This window comes from Paraburkholderia sp. BL17N1 (genome assembly GCF_003634175.1).
GTDB lineage: Bacteria > Pseudomonadota > Gammaproteobacteria > Burkholderiales > Burkholderiaceae > Paraburkholderia.
The window spans coordinates 3,169,940-3,184,722 of the sequence record NZ_RBIW01000002.1 but is presented as its reverse complement, the minus strand read 5'-3'; the positions used below and the strand labels follow the sequence as shown (position 1 = coordinate 3,184,722).

The following is a 14,783-nucleotide window of genomic DNA, read 5'->3' as shown; positions in this document are numbered from 1 at the left end:
TGGCGGCGGCATGAGCCGAATGCATGAGGGCACGCGGCACGACTCTCATGCGGAGATTTGTGATCGCGTATCCTGTAGGCCCGCGCGCGGCATTCGGGCGGCATGCGACGAGTCGCGCCGCCACGCTCACGCAATGACTTTTCCTGATCGTACTGGACACTCACGATGCGACGCCTACCGCCGCTGAACGCGCTGCAGATTTTCGAAACCGTGGCGCGGCATCGCAGTTTCACGCGTGCCGCCGATCACTTATGCCTGACGCAGGGCGCGGTCAGCCGGCAAATCATCGCGCTCGAGGATTACTACAAGTTTCCGCTCTTCAAGCGCCATGCGAAAGGCCTGACGCTCACCGCCGAAGGGGAACTGCTGCTGCCGGCCGTCAAGGAAAGCTTCGCGCGCATCGAGGAGATTTCGCTGCGTCTCACACGGCAGCGCACCGATCTCGCGCTGAAAGTGCCGACCTGCGTGATGCGCTGGATGTTGCCGAAGATCATGCGCTTCCAGGCCGAGTATCCCGAACTGCACGTGCAGATCACGACCACATGGCAGCACGATGTCGATTTCCAGCTCGAACCGTTCGACGCCGCGATCATCTACGGTTCTTCGCCCGGCGCGGGCGTGCAGGCGGTGCCCTTGTTCGAGGAACGTCTGACGCCCGTTTGCGCGCCCGATCTGCTGAAAGACAAGCCGCTTGCCGAGGTGGCCGACCTCGCGCGCCATACACTGCTGCATCCCACCCGCGATCATCGCGACTGGAAGATGTGGCTCGCCAAGGTAACCGAGATCGATGCCGCGAACGGCGCGGCGATCGACGCCGGGCACGGCCCGAGTTTCGATACGCTCGATATGGCGACCAACGCCGCGCTGCAAGGCTTCGGCGTGGCGATCAGCGACCTCGCGCTGATCGACGAGGACGTGGCGGCCAAGCGTCTGGTGCGGCCGTTCGATACGGTGCTCAAGACCGGTTGGCGTTATTACTTCGTTTATCCGGACTCGGTCGCGCATCAGCAGAAGCTGAATCTGTTCCGCGACTGGATCGCCGCGCACTGGGAAGAGTAGGCGGGCGGCGTGGGGCCGCCGGCCCGATGCTTTGTTTAGGGATCAGGCCTTCACGCTCAAGGCGCGAACGACAGAAACAGATACGCCGCGAACAGCGACAGATGCACCGCGCCCTGAAGAATCGTCGTGCGGCCCGAGCTGAGCGTGAGCGTGCCGACGATCAGCGTGAGAACGAGCAGCACGGTTTCCTTGCCGTCGATGCCGAGCACCAGCGGCTGCCCGGTATAGAGGAAGACGCAGGCGACAGTCGGAATGGTCAGGCCGATACTGGCCAGCGCCGAGCCGAGCGCGAGATTCAGGCTGTTCTGCAGGCGGTCGGCGCGCGCCGCGCGCACGGCGGCCAGCCCTTCAGGCAGCAGCACCAGCGCGGCGATCACAATGCCGACCACGGCGGCCGGCGCGCCCGCATTCTGGACCGCGGTTTCGACCACCGGCGAGAGCACCTTCGCCAGCAACACCACCGCCACGAGGCACACCAGCAGCAAACCGCCGGCCGCGAGCGCCTGACCGGCGCTCGGCGGCGCGGCGTGGACGTCTTCATCCGGCGTAGCAGCCAGGAAGTAATCGCGATGGCGCACGGTTTGCACGAACACGAACACGCCGTACAGCACCAGCGACGACACTCCGGCAAACGCCAACTGTGAAGGCGACAGGACCGGACCGACGCGGGTGGTCGTGTAGTTCGGCATGACCAGCGTCAGCACGGACAGCGAGGCCAGCACAGCCAGCGCCGCAGCGGCGCCGCGGCTTTGAAAATCCTGCTCGCGATGGCGAATGCCGCCCACCAGCAGGCAAATCCCGACAATGCCATTGCAGACGATCATGACCGCGGCGAAAACCGTGTCGCGCGCGAGGCCGGCTTTTTCCGGACCGGATGTGAGCATGACCGAGACGATCAGCGCGACTTCGATCACGGTGACGGCCACCGCCAGCACCAAGGTGCCGAACGGTTCGCCGACGCGATGCGCGACCACTTCCGCGTGATGCACGGCGGTGAAGACCGCCGCGCACAACGCCACGCCCACCAGCACGAGCAGCAGTCCATTGCCCGGCACGGCATACGAGATGCCGAGAACGATCCACGCGACAAATGGCGCGGCAATGGTCCAGCGGGGCAGAACGATTGCGGGCGTGGTCATTCTGGCTTCCTTTTGACGCTTGTCGTGAATGGCCCGGCGGGGCCGAATGGCTTCCGCCGTGGCTTGAAGCGAGCGCGCATGTTCATGGAACTTCTAAACAACACGGTCTAACGCGTTAAATTATAAAGGATAGTTGTCCGTGCAAGAGGCTTTGTCGAGTTTCAGGGCCGCATGACGACGGCGTCATCCGACATGCACTAGCGCAAACGGCGACTGCTGGCGAAAGGGATTGGGTCACGCAGAATTGCGCGGATAACGCGTGGCGGACGCTGGCTGGTGCGCGGTTAACGCGGCGGCGATGGCGACCGGTATGCATTGGGGTTCCGCTGGCTGAACGCGGGATGCAGGGCAAAGCTCGGTATGCCGAGCATATTACGGGTGCGCAACGCCCGGCGACACTGCACGAACCGCTCCGGTGCCGCCAATGCCCCGCGAGAAGGCATTGGCGTCCGGCTACATTGCTACACCACGTTCACTCGATTACTGGCCGACCGGGCGAATCGTCAGCGCGTTCTTGACTGACGTCACGCCTGCCACGCCTTGTGCAGCCTGGGTGGCCAGATCGACCTGCGGTTGTTCGGGCACGGAGCCGGCCAGCGTCACTGCGCCGCCGCGTGCGCGTACGGTGATGTTCGCCACGCTCAGGCCCTTCGTCTTCGAAAGGGCCGAACGGACCTTGCGTCCCAAAGCGCGGTCGGCCGCTTTGGTCTGCTTGGCCGTCGGCGCTGCCGCTGCCGGGGCTGAGGCGTCGCTGCTCTGTGCATACACGTTGAGGGACGCGAGGACGATCAGCGCGCCGCCGATCATCTTGATTGCCGGAAATGCTTTCATTCAACTCTCTCCTATTGTCATGGGTACAACCGCCCCCGAATGAGGCAGTGCGCTACACCAGCAGGTACATCGGGATCAAAACTGAATGGAACGGTGCTGCGGACGTGCGAATGCTTTCTTTCTGTGCTGATTCGGGCGGGCCGAAACACACGCGAGCCGGCAAAGGCTGTGCTGCAGGCCGGAAACACACGATACTCCAATTAGTGCCATGGTGATGCCGGCGCTGCACAGAAGTGAGGTTTTGGTACAACGAATGGGCCGATGAAAACTGGCCGATGGCGCGCAATCGCTGGAATCGAGGCGCGCATCGCGTCGTTGAGGGCTCGGGCGGTGGGCCGATCGCATTTCATGCGGTCCGCATTTCTGTTCAGTTCCACGCCACGCGCTTTAAAAATAAGGCCTGACGCATGCGCAAACATCAACTCCCCATCCTGCCATTATTTCGTGACGATTTACCGCTGGATACCGTCGAACTCGCGCGGTTCATGATCGGCAAATACCTCGTGCATGATTTGCCCGACGGCCGCATGAGCGGGCGAATCGTCGAAACCGAGGCGTATCCGCTTGGCGATTCGACCAGTCATGCATTCATGGGTCGTCGGCCGCATAACGGTTCGATGTTTCTCGCGCCGGGGCACGCATATGTGCGGCTGACCTATGGGCTCTCGTACATGCTCAATATGTCCGCCGAAGCAGAGCAAGTCGGCGCCGGCATTCTATTGCGCGCGATCGAGCCGCTCGAAGGCCTGCCGTTGATCGAAGCGCGGCGCCCCGGCGTGCCGCTGCGCGACCTCGCGCGCGGGCCCGGCCGGCTCACGATGGCGTTCGGCATCGGACCTTCGTTCGACGGCTGGGATCTATGCTCGGGGCAGGGCTTGTGGATCGGCGTCATCGAGCGGGGCGAAGTGCCGGTCGGTGTGACGACGCGCATTGGCTTGTCGCGCGAAATGCATCAGCCGCTTAGATTCTTCGAACCCGGCAGCGCCTTTGTCAGCGGGCCGCGCAAGCTCCTGCTGCCCCAGCCCGGTGCGCCGAAAGGGGCGTAAATTTGCCCGGCAATACCGCGTAAGACGGTAGAAGACGCCCGGATCGGACGTAGTGTGCAAACTTCAGACACAAAGGGTTACGATCCCGACAATTATTACGCCAGCGATGCGATTTGAATTGCAGCTTGCGGTAATTTCCGGACCATTTTTGCGATTCGAACAATTATCTATCTCACAATCAAGGGTTTTCCCTTGACGATCTGATGACTAGACTGGATTCACTCGCTTCTCACATGGTGTGGCAAGCGTCGCAAATAAAACCAGGTCTGGAGGTAAATCATCATGAAATCGCTTATCAAGGCAGTCGCCATTGCAGCCGTTCTCGCCGCTCCGATCGCTTCGTTCGCTCAAGCGAGCCAGCAACCGGTGACCCGCGCGGAAGTTCGCGCCGATCTGATCCGGGTTGAACAAGCAGGTTATAACCCGGGCGCGTCGAACGATCCGACTTATCCTGCGGATATCCAGGCTGCTGAACAGCGCGTCCAGGCGCAAAACCCGGCTGTCGCGCAGACGCAGGAACCGGTCGCCGATACCAGTGGCTACGGCGGCGCGAAGAGTGGTTCGTCGCAAGCCGGTGGCGTGGTTCAACCGACGTCGGGCCCGAGGTCGGTGTACTTCGGTAATTAAGCGAGGTAGGCGTGCACGCGGATTCGGCGCTCAGTGGCCGGCTTGGCCGGCCGGGTGCCGAAAGACGCAGAGCCCCGCGGATCAGTAGAGCAGGGCTCCGACCAGCGTCTCGGTGTCCGAAGGTCGAAACTGAATCCGCAGCGAGCAATCCGAAGTTGAGGACGACGATACGCGCGGCCCGTCACGGCGGGCGCGACTGCGAACGTTAAATTGCTTGAGCGCGCCTCGCGCAGTTGCGCCGCGAGCGCAGCAAGACCGCCGTGCCACGCGCGTCGCGCATGCCGCGGCCAATCCACCAAAGAACCTCCGCTGCCGCAAGGTAGCTTCGCCCAACCGGTTGACCGATTGGGCTTTTTTGCGCGTCCGGTTCCGCGGCGTGGGCCGTGCGTCAGGGCCGCTCGCCGTGAATATAGAACTCGAGCTGTTGAATGGTGAACTGCTGTTCGGCGATGATGTTCTTCACCAGGTCGCCGATCGATACCATGCCGACCAGCCGGTCATTCTCGATCACCGGCAAGTGGCGCATGCGCCGCTCCGTCATCAGGGCCATGCAGTCGTCGGTGGTCTGATCGGGACGCACGAAGCGCACCGCCTTGCTCATGATGTCGCGCACCGGCGTGGCCTTCGACGAACGGTCCATCAGCACGACCTTGCGCGCATAGTCGCGCTCCGTGACGATTCCGGCGATGCTGTCGCCGTCTGTCACGACCAGTGCGCCGATGCCCTTTTCGGCCATCAGCTTGATTGCCTCATAGACCGAATCGTCGGCCCCGACAGTAAAAACGGTGGTGTTGTTCGGTTTCGTTTTAAGAAGCTGTGCGACGCTTGTCATGGAGCGGCTCCGTTTCGCAGTGCAGCACGCCGGCGCGGCGCGCTGTCGTGAGGGACAGGCCATTCCAGTATAGGCGTGACGCGGCACCGAGGTACTTCGGGAATACCTGTGGCGCGGCGGCCGTTTAACTCGGGCAGCGTCGCGACGCGACGGCGGTTCCGTGCTCCATGCAAGGGCATGCGGGTGCGGGACGCCGATTAGCGGTAAACTCCCAGTCCGTATCTTATTCCCGGTTTGATCGGGTTCATGTCAGCACCATTGTCTAACGCCATGCTCACGTCTCACGATCCGTCGCCCGCAGTAGACGGCGCACCCAACGGCGAGTGCGTCATTCTCGACGCCACCGCCACGCTGCCCACGCGCTACGGCACGTTCACTTCCTACGTGTTCCGCGTATGCGAAAGCGGCGCCGAACATCTCGCGCTCGTGATGGGCGACGTCGCCAACCAGTCGTCCGTGTTGACGCGCCTGCATTCCGAATGCCTTACCGGCGACGTGCTCGGCTCGTACCGCTGCGACTGCGGCGAGCAACTCGACCTCGCGCTGCGCTACATCGCGGCGGAAGGCTGCGGCGTGCTGCTGTATCTGCGCGGCCACGAAGGGCGCGGCATCGGCCTGTCGAACAAGATTCGCGCATACGCGCTGCAGGAGCAAGGGCGCGACACCGTCGAGGCCAATCTCGATCTCGGCTTGCCGGACGACTCGCGCGAATACGATTCGGCAGCGGGCATTCTGCGCACGCTGAAGGTCACGTCGGTGCGTCTGATGAGCAACAATCCGGAGAAGTTCGACACGCTTTCCAAGCACGGCATTCCGGTGTGCGAGCGGGTCGCGCTGGCGATTCCTATGCGCGAGGAAAACGAACGCTATATCCGCACCAAGCAGGTGAAGTTCGGGCATTACTTCGACGAGAACGAGTAGCGCGAATCCGGAATCGGTCTGCGGTCTCTCAAGGAGAGCCAAACAGTCCGCAAGCGGTTGAAAATAAAACGGAAAGTGTCCGTGCTGGCCGCCCCGGCCGGCACATCGACGCTTGTCTCCGTGTGTCTGAACTTGCAACGTAGGCGTAGGTTTTCCCCGCGTTGCCAAGGAAACCTACGCCGCGTGCCGCAGCCAACCAGCCAGCGGCGATCACATGACCTTGGATGGATTTCCCGGACTGCGCTTGCATGCGCCTACGAACCGGATTTTGTGAACGTATCGCTTCGATTTTCGCTATGGAGAGCACCGAGATCGCGGAAGAAATCGAAAATCGCACAGAATCATAATTGCCCGCGATTCCCTGCAACGCATTGATCCGCTCGCGATCTTCCACGCGCCATTCTCACACCGCTATAAATACCTGGTTATCCGAACGAAATAGCCGAGGCAGTTGTCGGTCATATGCAGCGTGGAATCATTGGTATCTCTAATCGGCCAGCGTACGAAAGAGAACGACGCGAGTGGTTCGCGAAACTGTCACATCGCCCGGAAGAGATTTCGGCGACATATCCGGAGGGCGAAGTTTTGACGGCGGGCGAGCCGATTCCGGTGAAAGTCCCGAAGTATCCGAAGGCCGCCGAGACGTTAACGAAGGATCGCGCAGCCTGCTTGCCTTCTATGACTTCCCGACCGATCACTGCCAGCATCTGCGAACGACGGATGCGATCGAGTGGAGGTTGGTGACGGTGCGCCATCGTACGACGCATATGCGCAACTGCATGTCATGACCACCTTCCTGAGTCTTGCATTCAAGCTGATCGAGAATGCCGGGGAAAACGACCTTATCTCGCGAAGCCATACTGGGAGCCGACAAATCGCGACGCACGGTTCTTCATCCATGATGACGCAAGTTTACAAACATTCAGGGACATACCTTCCAGCAGCTAATTTGTTCGGCTCTCCTAAGATCGCCTAGGAACATCCTATAAAGCTCCTATACTCCCTCTGAACAACGCACGTTCAATCATTCCCGTGGCGGAAGCGAAGGCCGACGAGATCGGCCACGCCATGTCTTCCCGGTAAAGAGAGATGCCGCCGGCGGAGATCATCACGCGGCCTCGGTTGAACGTATCGATCCCGAAGCTATCCCCACCGCCCCAGCGAGTTTCGCGACGGTTCGCGCCGTCGCGGGCAGCCGCTTGGGTCGGAAGGATCAGGCAATCGTCGAAGTGGGCACCGCTTTGTTCGCTGCGCGCAAGCAGCGCGTGGCGGCCGCCGGAATCGCGCGCGTCTGGCGCGCATAACAGCTCACACACCCAACACGGAGAAATATCATGGCTGCGAGTGGCAATCGCGTTGTAACGTACATGGGTCCCATGAAGATGGAGTTGCAGACTTTCGACTATCCGAAGCTGATCACGCCGACAGGCAAGAAAGCCAATCACGGCGCCATCCTCAAGATCGTGACGACGAATATCTGCGGTAGCGATCAGCATATCTACCACGGCCGCTTTGCCGCGCCTGTGGGGATGGTGATGGGACATGAGATGACCGGGGAAGTCATCGAGGTCGGGCCGGACGTCGAGTTCATCAAGGTGGGCGACATATGTTCGGTCCCGTTCAACGTCTCTTGCGGGCGCTGCCGCAATTGCAAGGAGCGGCATACCGATGTCTGCATGAACGTCAACGACGCCGTCGATTGCGGCGCCTATGGTTTCAATCTCGGCGGCTGGCAGGGCGGCCAGTCCGACTACCTCATGGTGCCTTACGCCGATTGGAACCTGCTGTCGTTCCCGGACAAGGACCAGGCGATGGAGAAGATCCGCGATCTCACGCTGTTGTCGGACATCCTGCCGACCGGCTTTCATGGCCTGATGGAAGCCGGGGCCAAGGTGGGTTCCACGGTCTATATCGCCGGGGCAGGGCCGGTGGGCCGGTGTGCCGCGGCGGGCGCCCGCCTGATCGGCGCGTCCTGCATCATCGTGGCCGATACCAACCGGGCCCGGCTGGATCTGCTGAAGAATAATGGTTGCGAGGTGGTCGATCTCACGAGCGACACGCCAGTGCCCGACCAGATCGAAGCGATCCTGGGCAAGCGCGAGGTGGATTGCGGCGTGGATTGCGTCGGGCTCGAGGCGCACGGCTCGGGTGCGGAGGCGAACAGCGAGCACTCGGAGGCGGTAATCAACACGCTTATCGAAGTGGTGCGGGCCGGTGGGGCAATGGGCGTCCCCGGCATCTATACCGACGCCGACCCGAAGGCGAGCACCGATCTGACGAAGAAGGGCAAGCTTCCGATTGACTTCGGCAAGGCCTGGATCAAATCGCCGAAGCTAACTGCGGGGCAGGCGCCGATCATGCATTACAACCGCGACCTGATGATGGCGATCCTGTGGGATCGGATGCCCTATCTTGGGGCCATGCTGAACACTGAGATCATCACGCTGGAGCAGGCGCCTGAGGCGTACAAGACGTTCAGCGACGGCTCGCCGAAGAAATTCGTCATCGATCCGCACGGCAGCGTGAAGAAAGCCGCATAGAGCCGGAAGACGATACGGGGCGCTCGACTGCTCCTCCCTTCGGGCACCCCCATCCGTTACATGAGGCGAGTGAGATAAGCGAACGGCTCATCGCCTCGCGAGGGCGCCGGAGATAGGTCCGCAACATCACGCTGGAACATCGAGCAGGAAGTCATGGCACGCAATCGCGGCGTCGTCTACTGGAGGTCCGGGCAACGTCGCCGTCCAGACCCTCCCGGCCCCGCAATGCCAGACCCCGCTCGCGCGCAAGCTCGATCACGGGGTCATCCTGAAAGTCTATTGGACCCTCATCATTGGAGATCGAAACATGATGAATGACACTCTCAAGGGACTGAAGATCGCGATCCTGATCGAGGAAGGATTTGAGCAGGTCGAATTGGTCGAGCCTCGTCGGGCGCTCGACCAGGCCGGCGCCGAGACGCGCATCGTCTCGCCCAGGGATAAGCACGTGCGCGCCTGGAACTTCACTAAATGGGGAGACGAGTTCCCGGTCGACCTCGCCCTCGACCAGGCCAAGCCGCAAGATTTCGACGCGCTCCTCCTGCCGGGCGGCGTCTTGAACCCGGATGTGCTTCGGACGGAGCCGAAAGCGGTGGCTTTCGCAAAGGCTTTTTTCGACGACGGCAAACCGGTGGCAGCGATCTGCCACGGCCCGTGGACCATCATCGAGACCGGGGCGGCGCGCGGCCGGCGCATGACCTCGTGGGCATCGCTCAAAACCGACCTTAAGAATGCCGGAGCGGACTGGGTGGATCAGGAGGTCGTCGTCGACCAAAACCTGGTCACGAGCCGCAGCCCCGACGATATTCCCGCATTCAATCGGGAAATGATCAAGCTGTTCAGCACTGCGCGCGGGCGGCGTCACGCTGCTTGATATCGTGGGGCGCGCAAGCGAGAACATGGAAGGGCGCCGGTTCGGTTCCACGATGCGCGATGTCGCGGTAATCGGCGTGATGGGCTGACATTCTTTTTGCGAATAGTTGGAGAGCAGACGAATATGAAAACAGTAGTCGTCGCAGGCGCGGTCGGAGTCATTGGACGCGGAGTACTCGCACACTATGAGAGCGAGGACGTCAATCTGGTCGCAGTTTCCCGGCGCGCACCTGATTTCCCGACGCGCGCCAGGCGTTTGGCGGTTGACCTATTGGACAGAGACTCCTGCGAGGCGTTGCTTGCACAAGTGCCGGAAGCGACGCATCTCGTGTTCGCGGCCTATCAGGAGAAGCCGACGCCTGCCGAACTGGTCGAGGTGAATCTGCGGATGCTGAAGAACATGGTGGAGGTCATGGAGAAGCACGCGCCGAACCTGCGGCACATCACGCTGATGCAAGGAGGCAAGGCGTACGGCGTGCATATCGGCCCGATTCCATCGCCCGCGAAGGAAAGCGACCCGCGCCATATGCCGCCGAACTTCTATTACGACCAGGAGGATTTTCTTCGGGAAAGTTCACGCGGCAAATCATGGTCCTGGACTGCATTTCGTCCCGAGGGCGTCGCAGGCGTTGCCGTTGGCAATCCCATGAATCTGCTGATGGTGATTGCTGTCTATGGAACGGTGGCGAAGGCCCTGGGCGTTCCAATGTCATTTCCCGGCCCGCGCGCCGCGTACGACGCGCTCTATCAGATTACCGATACTCGAATTCTCGCGAGCGCTGTCGATTGGGCGGGCGAGACCGACGCATGCCGAGACGAGGTCTACAACATCACGAATGGCGACTACTTCAGGTGGTCTCGCGTCTGGCCGCGACTGGCAGCGTTTTTTGATGTGCCGGTCGGTGAGCCGTTCCCCATGTCGTTAGAGCAGATGATGGCCGACAAGGCAGAACTATGGAATAGCCTGGTCGGGAAGCACAACCTTCGAGACTACCCGTACGAGAAAATCGTGTCGTGGAGGTTTGGCGACATGATTTTCAAAACGACCTTCGACAACATCACCAGCACGATAAAGGCGCGCAAGCATGGCTTCCACGATTGCATCGATTCAGAGGAAATGTATATAGAGATGCTGACGGACCTCAGGGAGCAGCGCTACATTCCGTGACGTCAGCCATGCAGGATATATGTGGTGTCGCCTCGACACGGACGAACTCGCGCCGCGATAGTCTCGGGCTGTGCTTCGCTGTTGAATATGCCATATCGATCCATGCGAGGAACAGGTCGTTGGATGGGGCACCCCGTAGCGGCGATATTGCCACCCGGCTTCCCGCAGCCAGAGCATCAGCACATAAGGCTTGCAAGCTTCCGGATGGATGTTCGCCTGGAGCGGCGTGCCGACGTGCGCATCGAATTCCTCCATGTGCATCGACGCGGCCGGCTGCGTCATATTAAATTAGCAACTGGTTGGGTACACATGATGTGACGTCACACGCAGTCCGGTCGCTGTAACTGAAACTGTTATTTGTATGGAGTACCTATGAAAGCTGTTGTCTATAACGAGTCGGTTCCGCTCGGTTCGCCGGATGCCCTGACCGACACCACGTTGCCCGAGCCTGAGCCAACCGGATATGACCTGTCGGTGGAAGTGCATTCGGTCTCGGTGAACCCGGTCGATACCAAGATTCGTGGCGGCGTGCTGCCGCCACCAGTGGTACCGAAGGTGCTGGGCTGGGATGCATCCGGCGTGGTGCGCGCAGTGGGCGACAAAGTAACCCTGTTCAAGCCCGGCGATCGCGTCATGTACGCCGGTTCGCTGTTACGGGCGGGCACCAACAGTGAGTTGCACCTGGTGGACGAGCGCATCGTCGGTCCGATGCCGAAGAGCCTCAGCTTCGAGGAAGCGGCCGCGCTACCGCTGACCTCGGTCACGGCGTGGGAGTTGCTGTTCGACCGTTTGCAAGTGCGCGAAGGCAAAGACCCGATCGGAATGCTGCTAGTCATTGGCGGCGCCGGCGGTGTCGGCTCGATACTGATCCAGTTGGCGCGTCAGCTGACCGGCCTGACCGTGGTCGCCACCGCATCGCGGCCGGAGACGCGGGAGTGGGTGCGCGAGCTTGGTGCGCACCATGTGATCGACCACACGAAACCGATGCCGAAGCAGTTGCGCGACCTTGACCTTGACGAGGTCGATTACGTAGCGAGCCTGACCCACACCGACAAGCACCTGGTCGAAATCGCCGAGATGCTGGCGCCGCAGGGCAAGCTGGGGCTGATCGATGACCCCGAGTCGCTCGACGTGCCGATCCTCAAGCCCAAGAGCATCTCGCTGCATTGGGAATTGATGTACACCCGTTCGATGTACCAGACCCCGGACATGATCGAGCAGCACAATATCTTGGTCCAGGTTGCCAGACTGGTCGACGCCGGTGTGCTGCGCACGACGCTGGCGGATCATTTCGGCACTATCAACGCGGCCAATCTGCGCCGCGCCCATGCCTTGATCGAGAGCGGCAAGGCGCGCGGCAAGATCGTGCTGTCCGGCTTTTGAGATTTTGAGGAATCGGGAGGGTCCGACGGGTGTGCCTGTCCGCCGCCACCGCGGCCAGGATGCCGTATTACGAGCACATGTCTGATAGGGGGCCGTGCGCCCACGAAAGTCCTCGTAGGCATACTATCTTTGCGTATCGCTAACTCAGTTCTCGTACTTGGCCACTCGCCAACAGGGACATCAAGATGGCAACGACAGAAGTGAAGGTGCCGCAACTTTCAGAGTCGGTTACTGAGGCGACACTTCTTCAGTGGAAGAAAAAAGTCGGTGACGCCGTCGCCCAGGACGAGATACTGATCGAGCTTGAGACGGACAAAGTCGTTCTTGAGGTCCCTGCGCCAACTGCGGGCGTGCTTCTCGCGATCCTTCATAAAGAAGGCGATACGGTGCACGCGGACGAAATCATCGCGACGATCGACGGCTCAGCCAAAGCGTCCGCCGTTATGCCCGCCGCGGCGGCGGCTTCCGTACCCACGTCCCGTTCCTCTACCGTACCCTCGCTGAATGAGCAGAAGACAGACTACGACGTTATCGTCATTGGCTCAGGGCCGGGCGGCTACATTGCCGCGATCCGCGCGGCCCAATTGGGAAGATCCGTGGCGTGTATCGAGCAATGGAAAAACCCCGCTGGCAAGCCGAAACTCGGCGGAACATGCCTCAACATTGGTTGCATTCCTTCAAAAGCACTACTTGCTTCTTCTGAAGAATTCGAGAATGTGCATCACCACTTGGACGTTCACGGAATTGGAGTCAAGGATATAACTCTCGACCTTGCCACGATGGTGGGCCGCAAGGAGGCGATCGTCGAAAAGATTACTGGCGGGGTTGAGTTTCTGTTCCGGAAAAACAAAATTACCTGGATCAAAGGACACGGCAAGTTGGCCGGCCGGTCCGAGCAATCGATCCGCGTGGAGGTCAGCGGAGAAGACGATATAAAGTCTTACCTCGCTAAGGATGTCATTATCGCAACTGGCTCGAAAGCTCGCCATTTGGCAGGTGTTCCAGTTGAAAACCGACTCGTGTCCGACAACGAAGGTGCTCTCGCGTTTGATTCAGTGCCCAGGAAACTGGCGGTAATTGGCGCGGGTGTCATTGGGCTCGAGTTAGGTTCTGTCTGGCGACGGCTCGGCGCGGAAGTTACGCTATTAGAAGCGTTGCCGAGCTTCCTCGCCGCGACCGATGAGTCGATTGCAAAGGAAGCGGCAAAGCAGTTTATGAAACAGGGACTAAAAATTCGACTCGGGGTGACGATTGGTGCTGTTACGACGAGTGAGGCGGGGGTTTCAATCGAGTATAAGGACCAGGACGCGCGGGACCAAACCCTTGAAGCCGACCGGCTCATTGTGTCCATCGGCAGAGTGCCGAACACGGATAACCTCGGGCTCGACTCCATCGGCTTGTCCGTCGACGAGAGGGGCTTCATCCCGGTGAGCGAACATTGCGCGACCAACGAACCGCATGTTTACGCCGTCGGCGACGTGGTGCGAGGCCCAATGCTGGCCCACAAGGCGGAGGATGAAGGCGTGATGGTCGCTGAGATTATCGACGGGCAGAAGCCGCACATCGACTACAACTGCATTCCTTGGGTAATCTACACGGAACCAGAAATCGCTTGGGTCGGGAAGTCGGAGCAGCAGTTGAAGGCTGAGGGGCGAGAGGTCAAGACAGGTCAATTCCCAATGCTGGCAAACGGGCGTGCAATGGGTATCGGCAAGACCGAAGGATTCGTAAAGATGATTGCTGATGCGAAAACAGACGAGCTGCTCGGTATTCACATCATTTCGGCGAATGCCTCGGACTTGATCGCGGAGGCTGTCGTCGCCCTGGAATTCAAGGCCGCCTCAGAGGACATCGGGATGATCAGCCACCCGCACCTCTCCCTTTCCGAAGTGATGCGCGAAGCGGCGCTCGCCGTGCAGAAACGCGCGCTAAACATCTAGCAGGCTGCTGAAGGGCATTGTCAAGTTACCACGAGTGAGACGCGCGCCCGACTGATCGATGACGATTGTGCGCGGCGCCGGGCTCGAGCACAGCATACGCTTGCAGAAGCATTTGCCACGTCCCACCAGGCTTGCGGCGCGTCGCGTTTTCGCACGGTGAGCGACGCCCTTGCCAAAGCTGGCGCACCAGAACACCTCCTGTTCCAAAGAAGGGTGTCCATGAATCTGGGTCAACGCCATTTGCGCTCTCATGGATTCATTCCCGGGAGAGTTGGAGCCGTTCCCACACCTAGGGCGGTTCGAACTTGCCGCTAACTTTCAGGGATTTTTTCTGTTGCATCAGCTGCTTGCAGTGACTTCAGGCTTCTGGGGCGCCCATCGATGCCATCGATAGGGGTATTTATGGCAGCGCTTCGGCGCACAG

Annotated in this window: 13 protein-coding genes and 1 pseudogene; 10 read left to right on the top strand and 4 right to left on the bottom strand. The window is 60.6% G+C overall.

Annotated elements, in window-relative coordinates:
- The first annotated feature begins 165 nt into the window (after window positions 1-165).
- Entirely contained in the window at window positions 166-1,059 is an 894-nt protein-coding gene (locus tag B0G82_RS34190) for a LysR substrate-binding domain-containing protein (RefSeq protein WP_106277814.1), read from the top strand.
- 56 nt (window positions 1,060-1,115) lie between these two features.
- Here B0G82_RS34190 and B0G82_RS34185 read toward each other — a convergent pair whose 3' ends face one another.
- Both B0G82_RS34185 and B0G82_RS34180 read right to left on the bottom strand, forming a co-directional pair.
- Complete coding sequence (locus B0G82_RS34185; RefSeq protein WP_121310469.1) at window positions 1,116-2,198, bottom strand: ionic transporter y4hA; 1,083 nt, start codon at window positions 2,196-2,198, stop codon at window positions 1,116-1,118.
- A 480-nt stretch (window positions 2,199-2,678) separates the two neighbouring features.
- Window positions 2,679-3,029, bottom strand: a complete 351-nt coding sequence (locus B0G82_RS34180; protein ID WP_106277811.1) for a BON domain-containing protein — start codon at window positions 3,027-3,029, stop codon at window positions 2,679-2,681.
- Between the two features lie 407 nt (window positions 3,030-3,436).
- Between B0G82_RS34180 and B0G82_RS34175 the strand changes: the two genes are divergently transcribed.
- Together B0G82_RS34175 and B0G82_RS34170 are read left to right on the top strand one after the other, a co-directional pair.
- Window positions 3,437-4,075, top strand: a complete 639-nt coding sequence (locus B0G82_RS34175) for a DNA-3-methyladenine glycosylase (RefSeq protein ID WP_121310468.1) — start codon at window positions 3,437-3,439, stop codon at window positions 4,073-4,075.
- A gap of 282 nt (window positions 4,076-4,357) precedes the next feature.
- Entirely contained in the window at window positions 4,358-4,702 is a 345-nt protein-coding gene (locus tag B0G82_RS34170) for a DUF4148 domain-containing protein (protein WP_116121576.1), read from the top strand.
- Between the two features lie 388 nt (window positions 4,703-5,090).
- On the opposite strand, the gene B0G82_RS34165 is transcribed toward B0G82_RS34170, so the two are convergent.
- Window positions 5,091-5,534, bottom strand: a complete 444-nt coding sequence (locus B0G82_RS34165; protein ID WP_012426849.1) for a CBS domain-containing protein — start codon at window positions 5,532-5,534, stop codon at window positions 5,091-5,093.
- A 270-nt stretch (window positions 5,535-5,804) separates the two neighbouring features.
- Here B0G82_RS34165 and ribA point away from each other — a divergent pair, with 270 nt between their 5' ends.
- Window positions 5,805-6,455, top strand: a complete 651-nt coding sequence (gene ribA, locus B0G82_RS34160) for a GTP cyclohydrolase II (RefSeq protein ID WP_116121574.1) — start codon at window positions 5,805-5,807, stop codon at window positions 6,453-6,455.
- A 28-nt stretch (window positions 6,456-6,483) separates the two neighbouring features.
- Here the strand turns inward: ribA and B0G82_RS39585 are convergent, their stop codons facing one another.
- A complete protein-coding gene (locus B0G82_RS39585; RefSeq protein WP_147439606.1) occupies window positions 6,484-6,849 on the bottom strand; it encodes a hypothetical protein in 366 nt (121 codons plus the stop codon).
- A gap of 227 nt (window positions 6,850-7,076) precedes the next feature.
- Between B0G82_RS39585 and B0G82_RS34155 the strand changes: the two are divergent.
- From B0G82_RS34155 to lpdA, 6 genes and pseudogenes are all read left to right on the top strand, one after another.
- A pseudogene (locus tag B0G82_RS34155) lies at window positions 7,077-7,284 on the top strand (transposase); the annotation flags it as partial.
- A 505-nt stretch (window positions 7,285-7,789) separates the two neighbouring features.
- Window positions 7,790-8,995 (top strand): alcohol dehydrogenase catalytic domain-containing protein, encoded by a 1,206-nt coding sequence (locus B0G82_RS34150; RefSeq protein ID WP_199730202.1) that lies wholly within the window; start codon window positions 7,790-7,792, stop codon window positions 8,993-8,995.
- Between the two features lie 307 nt (window positions 8,996-9,302).
- The gene (locus tag B0G82_RS34145; protein WP_277872812.1) at window positions 9,303-9,869 is read left to right on the top strand and encodes a type 1 glutamine amidotransferase domain-containing protein; all 567 of its coding nucleotides are present in this window, start codon (window positions 9,303-9,305) and stop codon (window positions 9,867-9,869) included.
- Window positions 9,870-9,992: 123 nt separating this feature from the next.
- Complete coding sequence (locus B0G82_RS34140) at window positions 9,993-11,036, top strand: SDR family oxidoreductase (RefSeq protein ID WP_121310467.1); 1,044 nt, start codon at window positions 9,993-9,995, stop codon at window positions 11,034-11,036.
- Window positions 11,037-11,408: 372 nt separating this feature from the next.
- On the top strand, window positions 11,409-12,419 hold the full coding sequence (locus B0G82_RS34135) for a zinc-binding alcohol dehydrogenase family protein (protein WP_121310466.1): 1,011 nt from the start codon (window positions 11,409-11,411) through the stop codon (window positions 12,417-12,419).
- Window positions 12,420-12,604: 185 nt separating this feature from the next.
- Entirely contained in the window at window positions 12,605-14,359 is a 1,755-nt protein-coding gene (gene lpdA / locus B0G82_RS34130; RefSeq protein ID WP_121310465.1) for a dihydrolipoyl dehydrogenase, read from the top strand.
- Window positions 14,360-14,783: the final 424 nt, after the last annotated feature.